Origin of the sequence: Paenibacillus campi (assembly GCF_034659835.1) — a bacterium.
GTDB lineage: Bacteria > Bacillota > Bacilli > Paenibacillales > Paenibacillaceae > Saccharibacillus > Saccharibacillus campi.
Window position 1 is genome coordinate 686,116 of record NZ_JAXSQZ010000001.1, and the last position, 19,071, is coordinate 705,186.

The following is a 19,071-nucleotide window of genomic DNA, read 5'->3' on the forward strand; positions in this document are numbered from 1 at the left end:
TAAAGTAATTCCTGCTTTCATAAACAGGTGTAGCTTGTTAGCTTCATTATCTATGCACCAGCTCACATACAAATACGCCTGACAACAGGAGTTAATCCTGTACAGGCGCGTTTGCTGCTGCTATAAATGTAGTGGTGATTGAATGCTATCGTTGACAACGTATAAGCTACGCTTACTTCGTCAATTGCTCCATCTCGCTAATCAAGCTTTCAAATACGCTCATCGCTTCGCGAATCGGTGCTGGGGTGGACATATCGACCCCTGCTTTGGTAAGAATATTAATCGAATAGTCGCTGCCACCGCTTTTCAGGAAGCCGAGGTAACGTTCCACCGCCGGTTGCCCTTCCTCCAAAATTTGTTTGGAAAAGCTGGTCGCTGCCGAGAAACCAGTCGCATATTTATACACATAGAAGCTGTTGTAAAAATGCGGAATGCGTGCCCATTCCAGCTCGATATCTTGATCGACTGTCATGCCGTCGCCATGATATTTTACATTCAGATCGTAATAAATTTGCGACAAATCTTGCGGTGTGAGCGATTCGCCTGCTTCGCTACGTGCATGCACGATCATCTCGAACTCGGCAAACATCGTTTGTCGGAACACGGTCGTGCGGAATTGATCGGCATAATACGTCAGCAAGTACATTTTTTCTTTTGGATCGGTCGACTTTTTCAGCAAGTAGTCCATCAGCAGCGCTTCATTCGTCGTCGAAGCGACTTCCGCCAGGAAAATCGTATATTGTGCATCACGATAGGAAAGTGCATTGTCCGAATAGTAGGAGTGCAACGCATGTCCCATCTCATGGGCAAGTGTGAACATGCTGTTCAAATTGTCCTTATGGTTCAGCAGCACATACGGATGCGTGCCGTATGCGCCCCAGCTGTAGGCACCGGTACGTTTGCCTTCATTTTCGTACACATCGATCCAGCCTTCATTGTAGCCTTTGTTGAGCGAGTTAAGGTAATCTTCGCCCAGCGGCTGCAATCCTTCCGCCACAATTTGTTTGGCTTGTTCGTAGGTGATATCCATATTAAACTCCTCCACCAGCGGAGCAAACAGATCGTACATATGCAATTCATCCACACCGAGCAGCTTTTTGCGCAAATTCATATAACGGTGCATAATCGGCAAGCTTTCATGAATCGTATCGATCAGGTTGGTGTACACTTCTTTGGCAATATTGTCGCTATACAATGACATTTCCAGTACGGACGGATATTTGCGCACACGGGCGTAGAACATATTTTTGTCAATATTAGCGGTTAATGTGGCAGCGATCGTATTTTTTTGACGGGCATACGTGCCGTAGACCGCTTTAAACGCACGCTCACGTACTTCGCGATGCGGACTTTCCAAAAACTGCACATACCGTCCATGCGTCAGTTCCACTTCGTTGCCATGCTCATCGATAATGTTAGGGAATTTCAGATCGGCATTGTTCAGCATACCAAAAATCGTTTGCGGCGCTTGTGACAAATTGCCGACTTGCGCCAGCAATGCTTCTTCCGCTTCCGTCAAAATATGCGCTTTCTCACGTTTCATTTCCTGCAATGTAAACCGATACGCTTGCAGCGCTGGCGCTGCAAGCAATTGCTCCAACTTATCATCCGACAGACTCAAAATTTCCGGTGTTACAAACGAAAGTGCCTGGCTAACGTCCACACTCAGCTTTTTCGCTTTTTGCGTCAGTGCCTGATATGTAGGATGGGTCGTATCTTCGTCCTGATGCATATGTGCATACACATACAGGCGTTCGATTTGCATGCTCACACGGTCTTCTAGCTCAAACGCCTGTTTGACCGCTTCCGGTGTGTTTAGCTTGCCTTTTAGCTGCTCTGCCTCTGGCAACATCGCTTTCAGCTCATCATAGGCGGTATCCCATGCTTGCTGATCGGCAAACATATCATTCAAATTCCAACAATGTTCGGGTGCAACCTCGGAACGTTTCAATACTTTCTGCATCTGTAATTCCTCCTCAGAGTCGTCGATGTAAAATAGTTGATTGTGAAATACGTGAATAATATCGCTTGAATATATGGATGAACAAAAGCAAGCGCGTGCTGAACGAGAGCAAGCGCAGTAGTGCTAAAGCATGCTCTGCACTAGGCTGCACTGCTTGTCATAGCCGATTAAGACCCGTTCGGATTCGCTGCCATCAGGAAACCATAAATCATTAACCCAAACGCAACGAGCAGCATCACGATCGCGAAGATCGCAAGCCAGCGCTTAAATGCCGCCGGAATGGTGTCTTTATACGTAATCAGAACAAATCCTTGCACAAAGGCAAGGATAATAAAGATCACAATAGCGGTATAATTCATCGGGCGAATTAAACCTCCCGGAAGGCATTCATAATGTCTTCCCATTCCGCTTCATTATCAAATTGGTCTTTCGGAAAACGTGTGCTTGCCCATTGCATCATCTCCGGGCGGCTAATAAAACGATGTGTTTCTTCGCCCCATTCATCGGAAATTTCGCGCAAAATCAATTCGCGGCCATTCACTTCAACCGTCAGCATATTCCATTTGTCTCGTTTGTAAATCTGATGTTTTTTGATCATAATTATAAATCTCCCTACTTCTTGTATTGCTAAAATCATACCTTTTGCCTCCATGAATTGCAAATCAAACCGCTTTAACTTCGTTGCATTTTGAAATCGGTTGCGCTATAATACATTCATGCGTCATAGATGGCGCTATTTTTAGGAGGTTGTTTACATGAAAGGTACAGTTAAATGGTTCAACGCAGAAAAAGGTTTCGGTTTCATCGAAGTTGAAGGTAGCGACGATGTATTCGTACATTTCTCCGCTATTACAGGCGAAGGTTTCAAAACTTTGGACGAAGGCCAAGCAGTTGAGTTTGATATCACTGAAGGTAACCGTGGTCCACAAGCAGCTAACGTAGTAAAATTATAAGATTGTTTCCGTTACGCACGGATCACTTATACATTGAACATCCGAGAACGTTCACACACATATGTTAGTTACAGCACAAGCTTCCTTGTTCACAAGGGGCTTGTGCTTTTTTGATATATACATACGTTTGGTAGTATAAGGCGCTGCGGTAATGCATAAGGCGTTAATATTTTGGCAGCAACAATTTGATACATCAAGGCGGATTTAGGGTGAGTGTACGTAAAGGATCGTTTCTGCTGCTCTGCCCCTGCAATGAAGTCAAGCGATCGATGGTCATTCTGAATACAAGTTAAACATATGTTAACACGATAATTAACGGGAGGTTAACCGATATGCAATCAAATTCTGAAGCATCAACCGTATTGTCACCGAATATGATCGTGCCGCAAGGAGTGAAGGAAGCAGGTTCTACCTTTGCTTGGTATGAACGGATGAGACAGGAAGCGCCGGTACATTATGATGAGCAACGGGGAAGCTGGGATGTATTTTTGTACGAAGATGTGCATCGGGTAATGTCTGATTACAAATCGTTCAGTTCGCAGACGCGCCGCGATGCGGATGGGCAGCAATCTGATATGTTGCTTATGATGGACCCGCCAAAGCATAAAAAATATCGTACGATCGTCAACAAAGCGTTTACGCCCAAAGCGGTAGCAGCGATGGAGCCGCGCATTGCCGAGATTACGCATGAATTGCTCGATCAAATCGAGCCTGGTGAAACGATGGATATAATTCGCGATCTGTCATTTCCATTGCCTGTAATTGTGATCGCAGAGCTGCTCGGCGTGCGCGAGGCAGATCGTGAATTGTTTAAAAGCTGGTCGGATACGCTAGTAGAAGGTTTTAGCGGCAAAGCGGACAGCCCGCAGCAGCTTGCCGCGCGCAAGCAGCAGGCGACGCGTGAGCTGTATCAATATTTTATGGGCGTGATCGAGCAACGCAAAGTGCAGCCGCAACATGATCTTGTATCTGCGCTGCTCGCGGCGGAAGTGGAAGGTGAAAAGCTGGATATTCCGCATCTGCTCAGCTTCTGTTTGCTGCTGCTCGTTGCCGGTAATGAGACGACGACTAATTTGATCGGCAATGCGGTCATTTGTTTGACCGAGCAGCCAGGACGCTGGTCTCAGCTTGCCGAGCAGCGCGAACTGCTCGATGCAGCGATCGAAGAAGCGCTGCGTTTTCGCTCGCCTGTACAAGGTATGGTGCGCAAAGCGTTGGAGGATGTAGAGCTGGGCGGACAGCTCATCCGGCGCGATCAGTTGGTGACCGCATGGATCGGCTCTGCCAACCGGGACGAGCACAAATTTGACGCTGCTGGTGAATACCAGATGGAGCGCCATCCTAACCCGCATATGGCATTTGGGATGGGCGTGCATTTTTGCCTTGGTGCACCGCTTGCCCGTTTGGAAGCGCGCACCGCACTGAATGTGCTGCTTGATCGTTTTCCGAATTTGCAAGCGACCGCAAGGCAGCCGCTTGAATTGTTGCCAAGCCCGATGGTGTATGGTGTGAAAAGATTGCCTGTGCAGCTGCGTTAAGCGATATGTAATGGTAATAATGAGCAGGTCGAACAGCCTGTTCGTTCAGCGATACGTATGCGGGCATGATCCGTTCAATTGCGTCTGATTCGTTGCAGGTGAATCAGACGCTTTTTGGTGAACAAGTGCGTAGGCAATCGAATCGGTTGTGATGGCAATGGGAGATGTCGTCTATTTTGCATAACTGGGACAACTATTAAAATGAATCCTATTTCAAAACTGACATTTAACGTTTCGAGGCAAATAAGGTTATAAAATTTACAATTTTTTTGCAGTTGAGAAACTTTTCAGGTTCATCCTTTTTTGCGTTGAAAAGACAACTCGTTTATCATGTTTATGTTATCTTTTTTGTGAAAAATGTGGGTTTGGATCGATGAACCAACATGAAGCGTAAACTGGCTATAAAATACTGGAAAAGGCAGCAACAGCGCGTTGTGATCCATTACGCCGCTACGTTGTGAGGGTGCAAAATATGATGTATGATAATGAGGATAGGTTCAACAGACAACCACGTGGAGGCAACCCATTGAATGATATGATGCAAAGTCAGTACCCGTTTCCCCGTAATGCCGTCTCGCTAATGAAGCGGGTGTATAAGCATGGTTTGCCAGAGGTACGCCGCGAGCTGCACAGCTGGCGTCAAATGGCGGAACGCATGCCTGACGCAGAGCTTAGGAAACAGGCGCTTGCAAGTATCGCTACCAAACAGTTTCACTGCGAAGGTGGAGCCATTTATGCAGTCGCTAATCCGTCGCAGCGCCATATTTTGCTGCCGCTAATTGTGGCATTCCAGACGATCAGCGATTATTTAGATAATTTATGCGATCGCAGCACATCGATGGATGCAGCCGATTTTCGTTTATTGCATCAATCGATGTTGGATGCTGTAACGCCGGATGCGCAGCCGGTCAATTATTATGCCTTGCGCACCGAGCAGGAAGATGGCGGCTATTTGCAAGCGCTTGTGCAACTGTGTCAGCAAAACATACGCCAGCTCCCCGATTATGCTGCTGTATTTCCTTATGTTCGTGATTTGGTGTCATTGTATTGTGATTTGCAGGTGCACAAACATATCGCACCTGAACTACGGGAAGCCGCTTTGCTGAATTGGTGGGCGGAAAATGAATATCGCACTCCTCATTTGCAATGGAACGAATTTGCAGCAGCGACAGGCTCAACGCTTGGCGTTTTTGTGCTGTTTCTCGCTGCGAGCGGACTTGGATTGAGCGATGATGGAGCCAAGCAGGTATATCATGCTTATTTTCCTCATGTATGCTGTTTGCATATTATGCTCGACTATGTAATCGATCAAGAGGAAGATCGGCGTGGTGGAGATTTGAATTTCTGCAACTATTACGATTCGCCGGAAGTGATGTATGGGCGTATCGAACAGATTGTGGACTGGGCACGTCGTGATGTGGAACATATTCCGGGCACCTCTTTCCACCGGATGATTATTGAAGGGCTAGTCGCTCTGTACTTAACCGATCCGAAGGTCAGTGAGCAGCAGGAAGTGCGAACCGTCTCCAGAAGGCTCATGCGAAAGGGCCCGCTTACCCGTGTCTTTTTTATGGTAAACAGCCGCTGGATTCGTAAGTATATGTATTGAACATAAACAAGGGGGACATTAGCATGTCAGCAACAGAATCAGCAGTACAAAAAATTGCCGTTTTAACTAGTGGAGGCGACTCTCAAGGTATGAATGCAGCGGTGCGCGCCGTCGTGCGTAGCGCTCTGTATTATGGCTTGGAAGTATGCGGTATCCAGCGCGGCTATCAAGGTCTGCTTAACGAGGATATTTTCCCGATGGACTTGCGTAGTGTCGGTGATATTATTCAGCGTGGGGGAACTGTATTGCAATCGGCACGCTGCAAAGAATTCATGACACTCGAAGGTCAGCAAAAAGGCGCAGACATCCTGCGCAAACACGGTATCGATGGTCTGGTCGTAATCGGTGGCGACGGATCATATCAAGGTGCTAACAAGCTGAGCAAGCTTGGCATCAAAACGATGGGCTTGCCGGGTACGATCGATAACGATATTTCGTTTACCGACTATACGATCGGTTTTGATACATCGGTCGGCGTTGTAGTGGACGCGATTAACAAATTGCGCGATACGATGTCTTCGCACGAGCGCGTATCGATCGTTGAAGTTATGGGTCGTCATTGTGGCGATATTGCGCTGCATGCAGGTCTTGCTTCCGGTGCGGAATCGATTCTGGTGCCGGAAGTTCCGTTTGATCTGAAGGAAGTGGCAGATCGGATGCATAACAACTTTGCTTGTGGTAAACGTCATAGTATCATTATCGTAGCTGAAGGAGCAGGACGTGGCGAAGACGTAGCCGAGCAGCTTCATCTGCAATATCCAAGTCTGGAGCCGCGTGTAACCGTACTGGGACATATTCAGCGCGGAGGTACACCAACGCCTCGTGACCGTAATCTGGCAAGCCGTCTCGGCGATTATGCGGTACGGATGCTGATTGCCGGCGAATCGGACAAAGCATGTGGCATTATTAAAGGTCAACTGAGCATGACCGATATCGATCTAGTAGTGAATACGAAAAAAGATTTTGACCATGCTACGTACGAGCTTGCACTGCGCCTGTCACAGTAATATTAATACTGCCTCTGCTTATGTTTTGATCCGAAAGAACAGGATCGCATGTAGGCAGAGGTTTTTTACATATATCGATCCGTCAAATAGAGCGGAATGTGGAGGATGAAACAAGTAAAAAAATGATCGGTTAGTTATGATTTTTATTACATAAAATGCGATTTTAAGTATCGGTAGTAGCAAAAGTTGGAATAAATCGGTAATTTTTTTGCTGAAAAGTTAGAAGATTGCTAGGAATTATTGTAGTATAGAGTAGAACAATGTGATACGTTTCATTCAGTAATTCAACAATCGGAGTGCTGAGAAACGAGAGAGGGGGCTACTTTACATTGGCTAGAGAAAAAGGAGCGAAGGGAAAGGAGAGCCGGTTACGTTTGTTGCACGCTGCTGCACGACAATTTGCAGTACATGGCTTTCATACTACAAAGGTGAGCGCAATTGTCGGTGAAGCGAAGCTGTCGCAGCCTGCATTTTATTTGTATTTTGAAAGTAAAGAAGCGGTGTTTGAAGAACTGGTATCTATGTTCCGCACCAGCTTGCAGGCGGTTATTAATGACAGTCAGTTGCCCGATCAGGAGTCAGGTCGACACAGTATTCTCGATCAGCTCTGCCATACGATTCAGTCGATGTTTGAGTATTTTTACAGTCATCCGGATTTGACGCGGATTGGATTTTATCAGTCACCGGATGCCGACGAGATCAAGATGGAGCTAGTGCAAGGAATTGAGAAAATGCTGCGCATCGAACAGCGTAGCGGCAATCTGTCGACCGATATGCCGATGGAACTTGTTGCTGAGTGTCTGGTTGGTACGATCGAACGCATCGTATTCACGCAATTGCTGCCGGGAACAGTTAGTGCAGAGCAGCTGGCGATCCATATTGTACGCTTGTATGTATCGGGTCTAACACGCAAACAGAGCAAAGTATAGTCAATGAAGGAGCCGCATATACGGCAAATGAAGCACCATACCGGATGGATAGCAGCCAGGAGGATTGTAAGGCATGATTAGCGTTGGTTTGACAGGTTGGGGAGATCATGATTCGTTGTACCGTACCAAAGAGGCAGTAAAACAGAAGCTGCCTATGTACAGCGGTCTGTTTCCCGTCGTGGAGCTGGACAGCTCGTTTTATGCGATCCAGTCTAAGCATAATATGGAAAAATGGACGGCAGAGACGCCGCAGCATTTTCGTTTTCTGGTCAAAGCGTATCAAGGAATGACCGGGCATACGCGCGGGAAAATTCCATACGATAATGAGGAGGACATGTTTCGCAATTTCCGGCTTTCGATCAGTACGATGGAGGAAGCGGGCAAGCTGCAAGCCGCGCTGTTTCAATTTCCGCCTTGGTTTGATTGCACGAAGGAAAATGTCAGAACATTGCGTCGTGTGCGGCATTTGATGGGCGATGTGCCCTGTGCGCTGGAGTTTCGCCATCAGAGCTGGTTTACACCGCAAATGCGCGACAAAACGCTGCAATTTATGCGTAGTGAAAACTGGATTCATAGTGTATGCGACGAACCGCAAGCGGGCATCGGTTCGGTGCCGATTGTGGAAGCAGCGACCGATTCGCAGCTGACCGTAGTACGAATGCATGGACGTAATGAATCCGGCTGGAATGCTTCCAGTCAGCCAAATTGGCGCGAGATTCGTTATTTGTATCGTTACAACGAACAGGAGCTGTCCGAATGGGCAGAGCGATTGCGCCGACTGGAACAGCAGTCGCAGGAAGTTTGTGTCATTTTTAACAACAACTCGGCTGGAGATGCGGCTGACAATGCTAGACAGCTAATGGCGATGCTTGGTCAACAAGTTCCCGTTATCCCCGAGGAGCAACCGCCAGCGGCGGAGCAGATCGATTTGTTTGATCTGTAAGTTTAGTTTGATCCATGATGTGATGTAGGGGAATTAGAACGGAATTGGGGCAAAATGTACAGTTAAGTATGGAGTACGTGTAAACGTACGAATCGTTTGTTTCCTTTTACATGTATAGTATGACAGCTCATCTTTGTTAAATGTTAAAGTAGCTTAGGTGCGTTCAAGCCGTATGGTGGATGGAGAGCATGTACCGTTTAGCCATCGTTATCGTAATGACAAAAGCCAGCTTCTGTCGTAAACGTGCATGATCTGTAACAACAGATCAACTTTACGATAGCAAGCTGGCTTTTTTGTTGCATTTTATGTCGCTGTCCATACCATTGAGCTTGCTCGAATGCTCGAATGCTCGAATGCTCGAATGCTCGAATGCTCGAATGCTCGAATGCTCGAATGCTCGAATGCTCGAATGCTCAGATATCGGCTGGTTAGCGAGCGTTGTGATCGGCTTTTTGCTGCACCCAAAGCAAGCGGGCGAGTAATGTGATCGCCCCGCAAGCAAGACCGATACTTAGCCCAATCCAGTAGCCATACGCTCCCCAGTCGGTATATGTAGCCAGCAAATAACCGGACGGCAACCCGATGATCCAATAGGATAGAAACGTCAGAAAAAAGGCGGGGTTTACGTCTTTATAGCCCCGCAGTGCGCCTTGCACCGGTGTAGCAATCGCATCGGACAACTGATAAAAACTCGCAAAAATCATAAAATGGGCAATCAGCTCAATCAGCACCGGATCAGACGAATATAGCGCCGCTACTTGATGCCGGAACAGCAGCAAAATGACCGCCGTACAGACCGACAACAATAATGCCGTACCGATTCCAAGCTTGCTATACTGACGTGCATCCCGCTGTCTGCCCGCACCGACCTCGTATCCGACGACGATCGTTAATGCGGTACAGATGCTAAGCGGTAGCATATATAAAGTAGACGCAAAATTTTGCGCCGCCTGGTGCGCCGCGATCGTCATCGTATCATAGCGACTCATCAGCAGTGTAACCCCTGCAAATACCGCTGTTTCAAAAAAGATCGCAAACCCCATCGGCACGCCAAGCTTTAGCATTTCCCGCCACTTGCTGCCGGATGGCGCATACAAGCGAGTCAACAATCGATCTGCACGAAATGGAGTCGCCTTACGTACAACGATTAGCGCGATAAGGAGCAGACACCAATACGTAATCGCTGATGCAACACCTGCACCGACACCGCCCAAACGCGGAAAGCCCCATTTACCAAAAATAAACAATACGTTCAGACCGACATTAATCGGTAACGAACAAAGTGTAATCATCATCGAATAACGAGTTTGCCCCAGTGCATCGATATAACCGCGTAGCACCGTATAAGCAAACAACGGCACAATGCCTGCCGAGAGTGCAATCAAGAAATGCAATGCCACATCATGCACTTTTGCTTCCAAATTCATCGCCGCCAAAATCGGCTGAATGAGCAGCGAGCCTGCCGCCAACACTAGCAATGCGATGACAATCGACAACAGCAAAGCCTGATACACGTTAAAATTGACTTGACGCCGCTGTCCACCGCCGATCAAATGCGAAATAATCGGCGTAATCGCCACTAAAATCCCGCTCAAACCAGCCTGCACTGGAATCCATAAGCTTGAACCGATCGCGACCCCAGCCAAGTCTTCTGCGCTGGCATGACCAGACATATTCGTATCAAAAAAACTAATCATCGATAACGCAATTTGCGTAATGAACACCGGAAATAAAATTTTCAGAAATTGAGCATACTTTTGTCGCCATGTTGTTGTTGGTATCATTAGGATTGACCTCGTTCATTGGAATAATGGAGCAAGCAGTCTGTAAAAAATAGCGATCGCGATCATCGTTGTTGTGCGTACCGATCATCAGGTGCTGCATCAGTCCTTTATTGTACAGGAGGGAAAGCGGGTTGAATAGAGGGACAGGGGAGAGAGTGGAAGCAGCGATTTTGAACAAGACGGATTAGGGCATCTATGTATTGGCGATGTATACACAAATGGATATTTAGTGTAGCTGATGCGACTATCCCATCTGTATAGGAAAAATCAAGGACAGCGAATCGATCATATTTTCTATTTTCAAGCAAGCATACGAGTTGGTGTACATACCTTAAGCCTAGGCAGTTTAGCTATACCAAAAAGGCAGCCACCCAGACATCCAAGTCTGAGCGCTGCCTTCATTTCATACGAATCGATAACTTAGATTAGAAGTTCGCACCTTCCGTATACCGATTCGATGCATTCCAAAGCAGGTACTCATCCACGCCCATATCTTTCATAGCGCGAATTTGATCATCGACCTGCTGTTTGCCGTATTTAATATAATGTCCACTACCAAGCCAACTTGCCGTGAAATCTTGAATCCACGGGCGGATAATCGGCTTTTGCTCGGCAAGTGGATCAAGCTTTTTGAGCGTATCGACCATTGAGCCTTTAATCGTGGCATACGGATTAGTGTCCGGGTTTTTGACGCCAAACCAGCCGGTCGTGTAATGACTCGGATACACCATCGGGCTGATCACATCGACATTTTCGGAAATTTTGGCAAAATCTTGTCCGATTCCTTCCGCAGCCGGAACGGAGGCAGCATAACCAAAAATATCAACCGATACACGTACACCGAGCGGTGCTAACTGCTTGCGTGCATACTGTACAAATTCGGCAACAACGTCGACACGGGATTTATCGTTTTTCTCGAATTTTAGTTCATTTTCATGATTTTCAAATCCTTCTGGGAAACGAACATAGTCGAACTGAATTTCTTTGAAGCCTTTGGCGGCAGCTTCTTTGGCAAGTTCGATATTGTAATCCCAGACAGCTTTTTTGTACGGATTGACAAAATTATCGCCTTTGCCGTTACTCCACACCTGTCCATTTTTTTTCACAAAGGACAGCTCCGGGTGCTTTTTCGCCAGCACGGAATCTTTAAACACAACGATACGCGCAATCGGATATACATTATGCTTTTTCAAGCGTGCCATTAGCTGATCGATATCACCGATAAATTTTTGCGGACTGCCTAATTTTTGCAAGTCCGGATTTGCGGTTTTATACGTTATGTATCCGGCATCGTCTTTGAGATCGATTACCATCGCATTCAATTCGGTCGTATCGAGCAGCTTAAGCAGCTTTTCCATACGTGCACCACCAGCGCTATACGCGGTTACATAGATGCCTTTAATAACCGGAGCGGTTGGCTGTGGATCGATTTTGGCAGGTACTTGATCCGCATTGACTTCCGTCTGTTCCATTTGGTTTTGAATCGCGACCCGATTCAGCATGGATTGCAGAGATGCCGTCTGTGTTGTTTGTGTTTGAGCCTGCTGATCGCCACCGAATGTGGTAGATGCCAGCAGCATAAGCGCCCACAAAATATCCATATGATAGTACCCTCATCTCTTATGTAGTGTAGTCTTCGGCATAGTGAAAGCCGAGCATTGCATCGTCTGTCCGTCATTGCGTCTACTTATCATACCTCCATTTTCGAAATTAGTTGCGCCTAATGAGATCATTAGGCAAACATTTATTTACTTAAACTGTCTCACAAACAACTAAACATAGCAAATAAAAGAAATAATGGAAATATAATCACAAACCGATCAGCAGTCTATAGGGGGCGATACGATGATAGTAAAGCACGCTTTTACATAAACGCAAACAAAAAAGTACCGCCTGGCTGCCCATATAACAGCGACCGAAGCGGTACTTTCTTTTATCATATCTTAATTGTTCATCAACATACTCATTCATTACCGAGAGCTGATCTGCTTACAATCAGCCATTATTGCAATAACTGCTCATCCTGATTTTCACAAATGCTGTACTGAATAATCTCCAGTGCATCGTTTGGTTCCAAAATGCGTAACCCATCGCGCAATACGATCAGCGCATTGAGTTCCTGCTGTTTTAGGGAAGGCATCATATCCGGGAAACATTTTAACACAATTTGTGACAACTTGACGGTTTCCATTTCCACAATAATCATCCTTTCCTATCCTGGAATCATTTCGCTTAAGAGGAGAAATCATTCTTACGGGAACTTAGGAAAAGCATGTGTGCATAAAGGAACAAATACCGTGCACAAAATTTAATCGTTACGTTGTCTGTGCGGCGTGTAAATTATTCTACTATATATAACGACAAAAAGCGACTTTCAGTGAATAGCTAACGCCGATTTCATCAAAAAGTTTACCGAATAGAGCTAACGATACCTTCATCACATCAGGTTGAGCACGATAATAGACTTGCACGCGTTACAACGTACATACGGGAAATACGTATCCAATTAGCTTTTACGGAAAGAACCCATAATGCCGATCGTTTCCACCATATTTACAAAAGCATGTGGATCGGTTTCTTTAATAATTCGCCGCAGCTCGGTCAGCTCGTAGCGCGTCGTCACCGTCATCAGCATATCTTTTGGCGTATTGGAAAATGCACCTGCGGACTTGATCATCGTCACACCGCGTTGTAGTGGCATCAGCTTTTCGACTAACAAGTCCGTATGATTGGATACGATAAACAGCGTCACCTTAATATGATTGACATGGATCAAATCGACCACTTTGCCGCCGATGTAAATACAGACCATTGAAGCGAGCGCGATATTCCAGTTGTTGGACAGATAGCCCATCGCCAAAATGACAAGCCCGTTCAAACCGACGATCACATTGCCGACCGGAAAATCACGATAGCGTGTAATGATCGAGCCCAGTATATCGAAGCCGCCGGTAGAGCCACCCGCACGAAAGGAAATGCCGACCCCAATGCCGATCAATACGCCGCCAAATACGGCAGAGATTAGCAAATCTGTTGCTGCGGCTTGGGTAGGTACAATAGTCATTAACCAGGTTGTCGCCACAACCGACACAATACTGAGAAAAATATATCGTTTGCCAAGCAAAAACCAGCCGGCAATCAGCAGCGGGATATTGTAGACAAAGTACAGCATACTAATGTTAAGCGGTGTAAAATAACCCGTTAACATAGCAAGTCCTGATACCCCTCCGCTAAGCAGTTGGTGAGGAATCAGGAACATATTGAACGCTACGGATGTAAAGATGGAGCCGATCAATACGCCAAGTAATGGCATTGATTTTTTTAACATGCAGGTCACCTCTAGTGTTAGTTAGTAAGTTATGGAAAGTGAGTAGAGCCTAAAATAGGAAGTTTCTTTCCGCTTCGTAATTATATTATGAATCGGCTAGTCATACATCTGTATTTTATGGTATAATGATTTAGATATTCTTGAGTAGGGATGTTTTGCTGAATGAAATTCAGAATTTTAATAAATGCAAGACGGGTTTATTTCATCATAGAGAGTATTGAATAACCCATTTCATCCAACTTTGACATACTAGGCATTGCATCAGATGCTCTAAAAGTGACCGGACTTATTCAATAATCTACACCAGCTAACGGACATGGTGGTCTGTGAGACCTCCTGATATGCAGCGATATGCTACTCAATTGCTACTTAAGAATACAAACAAGTTAGTGGATTGTCCACCATCATAGAAGGAGTTTGAATATTTTGACAAAATTTGTAGACTTTGGTTTAGATGAAAAAGTATTAAAAGCAATTATGGAGCTGGGTTTTGAGGAAGCAACACCGATTCAATCCAAAGCTATTCCAATTGCGATGGACGGCAGTGACCTGATCGGTCAGGCACAAACAGGTACGGGTAAAACAGCGGCATTCAGCATCCCTGTTATTAACAAGATCGATCGTTCGGACGAAAAAATCAGAGCGCTTGTAATGGCGCCAACACGTGAGCTGGCGATCCAGGTTGCGGAAGAAATCGAGAAACTTGCTCGTTTCAAAGGCATCCGTTCGTTGCCAATCTACGGTGGTCAAGAAATCGGCCGTCAGATTCGCGCTCTGAAAAAGAAACCACAAATCATTATCGGTACACCAGGACGTTTGCTTGATCATATCAACCGCAAAACGATCAAACTGGAAGATGTACAATACGTTATTTTGGATGAAGCGGATGAAATGCTGGATATGGGCTTTATGGAAGACATTCAGTCGATCCTGAAGCAAGTACCGGATGAGCGTCAAACGATGTTGTTTTCTGCAACGATGCCGCCAAACATTCAACGTCTGGCGAATCAGTTCCTGAAAGAGCCACAACATGTATCCGTTATTCCAAAACAAGTTAGCGCACCGCTGATCGATCAATCGTATATCGAAGTGAATGAGCGTCAAAAATTTGATGCATTGTCCCGTTTGCTTGATATGGAATCTCCTGAGCTTGCTATCGTATTCGGTCGTACGAAACGTCGTGTAGACGAACTGGCTGAAGCATTGCAAAAACGTGGTTATTCCGCAGACGGTCTGCATGGTGACTTGTCTCAAAACCAACGTGACAATGTTATGCGTAAATTCCGCGATGGCAGCATTGACGTGCTCGTAGCAACTGACGTTGCAGCACGCGGTCTGGACGTATCCGGCGTAACGCATGTTGTAAACTTTGACCTGCCGCAAGACCCTGAAAGCTATGTTCACCGTATCGGTCGTACAGGTCGTGCTGGTAAAGAAGGCGCAGCTTATTCGTTCGTTACGCCGCGTGAGATCGATCATCTGCACTTTATCGAGCGTGTAACTCGTCACAAGATCACTCGTAAGCCTCTGCCATCCTTGGCTGAAGCGATCGAAGGTAAACAACGTATTACAGCGGAACGTCTGCTGGAACTTGTACAGGACGATACTGCTCCACTGAACGAGTACAAAGGGATCGCGATCCAGTTGCTGGAAAGCTATGATTCTGTGAACCTGCTTGCTGCAGCGATGAAATTGCTCACAGGCGACAAAAAGGATGCGCAAGTTGATCTGACTCCAGAAGACCCAATCCGTGCAAAACGCCGTAAACCGGATGTTCGCTCTGGCGGACGCAAACCATCCGGTGGTTATAACCGCAGCGGCGGTGGTTACAAAGGTGGCAACCGTGAAGGCGGCGGCAGTGGTAACCGTGGTGGATACAGCAGCGGTGGCGGCTATAAAGGCGGTAAAAGTGAAGGCGGACGCAGCGACTATTCCCGTGACCGCAAACCACGCAGCAGCAATGGTGGCGGCGAAAACCGTCGTCCATCAAGCAGCAACCGTAGCGATTCGTTCGAATAAGAACGCATAACGAGACAGAAGGCTATATCATGGTATAACAATCCAATATGATGATGGCTGGGCAACATAAAAGAGGCTACCGGTTTTTCCGGTAGCCTCTTTTTGTTACACCGCAAGCTCCACCGCAAGCTCCACCGCAAGCTCCACCGCAAGCTCCACCGCAAGCTCCACCGCAAGCTCCACCGCAAGCTCCACCGCAAGCTCCACCGCAAGCTCCACCGCAAGCTCCACCGCAAGCTTCGCTTACAGCGGTTGCTGCTGCACTTGCAGCGCATGGCGGAAACGACGGATAAACAACTCGGTCGCGCGGGAAGCGGACACACCCGCAGCGGTCACAAGCCACAGAAATGTTTCGCCCTGATCGGGTAGCTGAAGCGGAATGCTCATCATTTCCTTATTAAAAGCTTTGCCATACGTTTGCAGTGAATACGTCGTGCCGATTGTTGCTGCCAGATTCGCACGTACCGCGCGCAGCAGCGCATCGACATTGTTGCTTTTAAACAAAATATCGCTGTTTGGCACAAGCCGCTGCACGAGCGTTAAAATGTTCGGATCATTGTACAGCACAAGCGGTGTACCGGTCAGTTCCTGAAGTTGAACCGTTTTGCGTTCAGCCAGTGGGGATTCGGTATGGCAGAGCAAAATAAGCTGATCTTCCACAATACGTTCAAAATGCAATTCAGGCTGTAATACACGTTGTTTGGGCAGCAACACAAAACCAATATCACTATTACCGTTCATGACACTGTCCAGCACAGCTGCAGTATGATCCTCGATCAGTTCAAAGCGGCTACCCGGAAATTCGCGCTTTATGTCGGATAGCGTTTCAATCAGTAGTGAGATCGGTCCCGGAATGGAGGCGATGCGCAGCCTTGAATTGTTTAGCTCATGATAGCTGCTTGCTTCGCGTTTTAGCTCATCGATTTGTCCGAGGATGGTGACGATTTTGGCGATGATTTTTTCCCCAGCGGCTGTAACCGTCGCTCCCGCTCGTGAACGGACAAAAATGCGTGTCCCTAATTCTTGCTCGAACATCGTGATCGCACGGCTGACGCCGGTGACGGTCAGATGGCAGTGCTCGGCAGCTTTCGTTAACGAGCCTGTTTTGGCGACTTCCGCAATATAATGAAGCTGTTCAATATTCATCTCGTATGCTTCCTTTCGTTTGCTCTATTGAAATAATATCCATTTCATTTTAAGTTGATTAAAAGTTCACTTTACTCTATTTATAATAAATTTATTGTACTTAAAGTATATGATATATTCAAATAAGAGTTTCATTTGCTATCCATCGATTGAGCGGACTGACATAGCACAGCAGACAGAAACGAATCGGCTTGTGCAGCAGGGCAAGCTCATAGATACAGCAAACGGCAACGGTGTGTGCCAACATATGGGCAAACAGCAATTGTACAGCAACCAAATAAGCAAACTACGGCGTGCATGCAAACGGTGATAGAGCCGCTACATACTATAAAATCCGGCTAATTTTCGCGCAAACCATTTTCTGACCGATTGCTGAGCTTTTATACCGAAGCGGGAAATCCGTTTGCTTGCACGACCTGGAGAGAAAGTGGAGTGAATGAATATGACCAAACGAAAATACGTAGTATATGGCGTGATGTTGATCGTTATTGTAATTGCGATCTATGCGCTAAGTTTATTAATCGGTCGTCAGAGCAATGCGCTAACAGAAAGCAATCCTGCTTCTGTACCGACAGCTTATGTGGAATCCGATACAGTCAGCACGAGTTTTAAACTGGCTGGACGGGTAAAAGAGCTGCTAGTAGATGAAGGAGATGCGGTGAAAAAAGGACAATTGTTAGCTGTGCTGGATAGTGCCGAGCTACAGGACAAAGTTGCCCAGGCACAAGCAGCGCTCAAAACAGCCCAAGCGAACGTCTCCCAAGCACAGGCGGGCGTCGTACAAGCGCAGGCAGGCATCGCGCAAGCGCAAGCCGGTGTAACACAGGCGCAAGCAGCCGAGCAAGCCGCACAGGTGAAAGTGTCGCAGGGCACGACCGCTGTGCAAGTAACAACGGAATCGTCGGCAAGTCAAGTCGAGCAAGCTGAAGCCGCCGTCGCTGCCGCCAAAGCGAAATGGCAAGCAGTGAAAAGCGGTGCGCGCCCAGAGGAGATCGCTCAGGCGAAAACAGCGACCGCTTCGGCACGCGATGCGCTGACAACGGCGACCAAAAACTTAAACCGTACCGAGCAATTGTATACGGCAGGACTGGCAACTGACGCTGCATTGGATCAAGCCAAACTGCAACAGCAACAAGCGCAAGCACAAGTTGATGCGGCAACCGAAAAGCAAAAGCTAGTGGAAAAAGGCAGCCGTCAGGAGGAAATTGATGCCGCCTATGCTCAGTATGAACAAGCCCAAGCCGCATTAAAAGAAGCTCAAGCAGGTCAAGGACAAGTCAGCTTGCGCCAGGAAGATGTCAAAGCTGCACAGGCGGCAGTGAATCAGGCACAAGGCGCGGCAGAGCAGGCGCACGGAACGGTCGCACAAGCAGAGGCGAATCGTACGCTGGCGCAAGCCAAAGTACAAGCTGCCCAAGCACAAGTACAACAAGCGCAAGCAGCTTTGCAGGAAGCGCAGACGTATGCAGGTTATACGAAGTTGTATGCACCGACAGACGGTGTGATCAAAACGCGAGCGATTCGTGCGGGTGAGTTGGTCAGTGCCGGGTCGACCATTTACACGCTGGAAACGACTTCACAACGATGGGCGAAATTTTATATGACCGAGACGGCGCTGGACGGTTTGCGTGTGGGCGATAGGGTCACGGTCAAATTGCTAAGCGATGATCGGACATATAAAGGTAAAGTAAAAGTGATCGATGCTGCCGCCGATTTTGCGATCCAAAAGCCAAGTCAAAGCTCTGGCGATACCGATATCCGTTCATTCGGTGTTAAAGTGCTGTTAACCGGCTTGCCGTCTGCCGTACCGACTGGCAGCACGGTGCTGTACACCGGCAAAGGAGCGCAGTAA

The 19,071-nt window shown here is 47.0% G+C and carries 16 protein-coding genes; 8 read left to right on the forward strand and 8 right to left on the reverse strand.

Annotated features, from left to right (window positions below):
* Positions 1-172: 172 nt before the first annotated feature.
* From pepF to U1I11_RS02670, 3 genes are all read right to left on the reverse strand, one after another.
* Positions 173-1,963: an oligoendopeptidase F gene (gene pepF / locus U1I11_RS02660; RefSeq protein WP_322903570.1), complete on the reverse strand. Its 1,791-nt coding sequence runs from the start codon at positions 1,961-1,963 to the stop codon at positions 173-175.
* A gap of 167 nt (positions 1,964-2,130) precedes the next feature.
* Positions 2,131-2,322: a hypothetical protein gene (locus tag U1I11_RS02665; protein ID WP_322903572.1), complete on the reverse strand. Its 192-nt coding sequence runs from the start codon at positions 2,320-2,322 to the stop codon at positions 2,131-2,133.
* 8 nt (positions 2,323-2,330) lie between these two features.
* Positions 2,331-2,561 carry a hypothetical protein gene (locus U1I11_RS02670; RefSeq protein ID WP_322903574.1) on the reverse strand — a complete coding sequence of 77 codons (231 nt, stop codon included), beginning with the start codon at positions 2,559-2,561 and terminating at the stop codon, positions 2,331-2,333.
* Positions 2,562-2,718: 157 nt separating this feature from the next.
* On the opposite strand from U1I11_RS02670, the gene U1I11_RS02675 reads away from it, so the two are divergent.
* From U1I11_RS02675 to U1I11_RS02700, 6 genes are all read left to right on the forward strand, one after another.
* On the forward strand, positions 2,719-2,916 hold the full coding sequence (locus U1I11_RS02675) for a cold shock domain-containing protein (protein ID WP_322903575.1): 198 nt from the start codon (positions 2,719-2,721) through the stop codon (positions 2,914-2,916).
* Positions 2,917-3,248: 332 nt separating this feature from the next.
* Positions 3,249-4,454, forward strand: a complete 1,206-nt coding sequence (locus tag U1I11_RS02680; protein WP_322903577.1) for a cytochrome P450 — start codon at positions 3,249-3,251, stop codon at positions 4,452-4,454.
* Between the two features lie 526 nt (positions 4,455-4,980).
* On the forward strand, positions 4,981-6,063 hold the full coding sequence (locus tag U1I11_RS02685; protein ID WP_322903579.1) for a tetraprenyl-beta-curcumene synthase family protein: 1,083 nt from the start codon (positions 4,981-4,983) through the stop codon (positions 6,061-6,063).
* 23 nt (positions 6,064-6,086) lie between these two features.
* Positions 6,087-7,070: a 6-phosphofructokinase gene (gene pfkA, locus U1I11_RS02690; protein WP_322903581.1), complete on the forward strand. Its 984-nt coding sequence runs from the start codon at positions 6,087-6,089 to the stop codon at positions 7,068-7,070.
* A 329-nt stretch (positions 7,071-7,399) separates the two neighbouring features.
* Positions 7,400-7,999 (forward strand): TetR/AcrR family transcriptional regulator, encoded by a 600-nt coding sequence (locus U1I11_RS02695; RefSeq protein WP_322903582.1) that lies wholly within the window; start codon positions 7,400-7,402, stop codon positions 7,997-7,999.
* Between the two features lie 73 nt (positions 8,000-8,072).
* Positions 8,073-8,942, forward strand: a complete 870-nt coding sequence (locus tag U1I11_RS02700) for a DUF72 domain-containing protein (RefSeq protein ID WP_322903584.1) — start codon at positions 8,073-8,075, stop codon at positions 8,940-8,942.
* 428 nt (positions 8,943-9,370) lie between these two features.
* Here U1I11_RS02700 and U1I11_RS02705 read toward each other — a convergent pair whose 3' ends face one another.
* The 4 genes from U1I11_RS02705 to U1I11_RS02720 form a co-directional block, all read right to left on the reverse strand.
* Positions 9,371-10,726, reverse strand: a complete 1,356-nt coding sequence (locus U1I11_RS02705) for an MATE family efflux transporter (RefSeq protein WP_322903585.1) — start codon at positions 10,724-10,726, stop codon at positions 9,371-9,373.
* A 425-nt stretch (positions 10,727-11,151) separates the two neighbouring features.
* Entirely contained in the window at positions 11,152-12,327 is a 1,176-nt protein-coding gene (locus U1I11_RS02710; RefSeq protein WP_322903587.1) for a putative glycoside hydrolase, read from the reverse strand.
* A gap of 401 nt (positions 12,328-12,728) precedes the next feature.
* Complete coding sequence (locus U1I11_RS02715; protein WP_322903589.1) at positions 12,729-12,932, reverse strand: hypothetical protein; 204 nt, start codon at positions 12,930-12,932, stop codon at positions 12,729-12,731.
* A gap of 300 nt (positions 12,933-13,232) precedes the next feature.
* Positions 13,233-14,054 (reverse strand): YitT family protein, encoded by an 822-nt coding sequence (locus U1I11_RS02720; protein WP_322903591.1) that lies wholly within the window; start codon positions 14,052-14,054, stop codon positions 13,233-13,235.
* Between the two features lie 426 nt (positions 14,055-14,480).
* Between U1I11_RS02720 and cshA the strand changes: the two genes are divergently transcribed.
* Entirely contained in the window at positions 14,481-16,073 is a 1,593-nt protein-coding gene (gene cshA, locus U1I11_RS02725) for a degradosome RNA helicase CshA (protein WP_322903593.1), read from the forward strand.
* Between the two features lie 243 nt (positions 16,074-16,316).
* Here cshA and U1I11_RS02730 read toward each other — a convergent pair whose 3' ends face one another.
* Positions 16,317-17,219, reverse strand: coding sequence for a LysR family transcriptional regulator (locus tag U1I11_RS02730; protein ID WP_322903595.1), 903 nt, complete (start codon positions 17,217-17,219; stop codon positions 16,317-16,319).
* Positions 17,220-17,661: 442 nt separating this feature from the next.
* On the opposite strand from U1I11_RS02730, the gene U1I11_RS02735 reads away from it, so the two are divergent.
* Entirely contained in the window at positions 17,662-19,071 is a 1,410-nt protein-coding gene (locus tag U1I11_RS02735) for an HlyD family secretion protein (protein ID WP_322903596.1), read from the forward strand.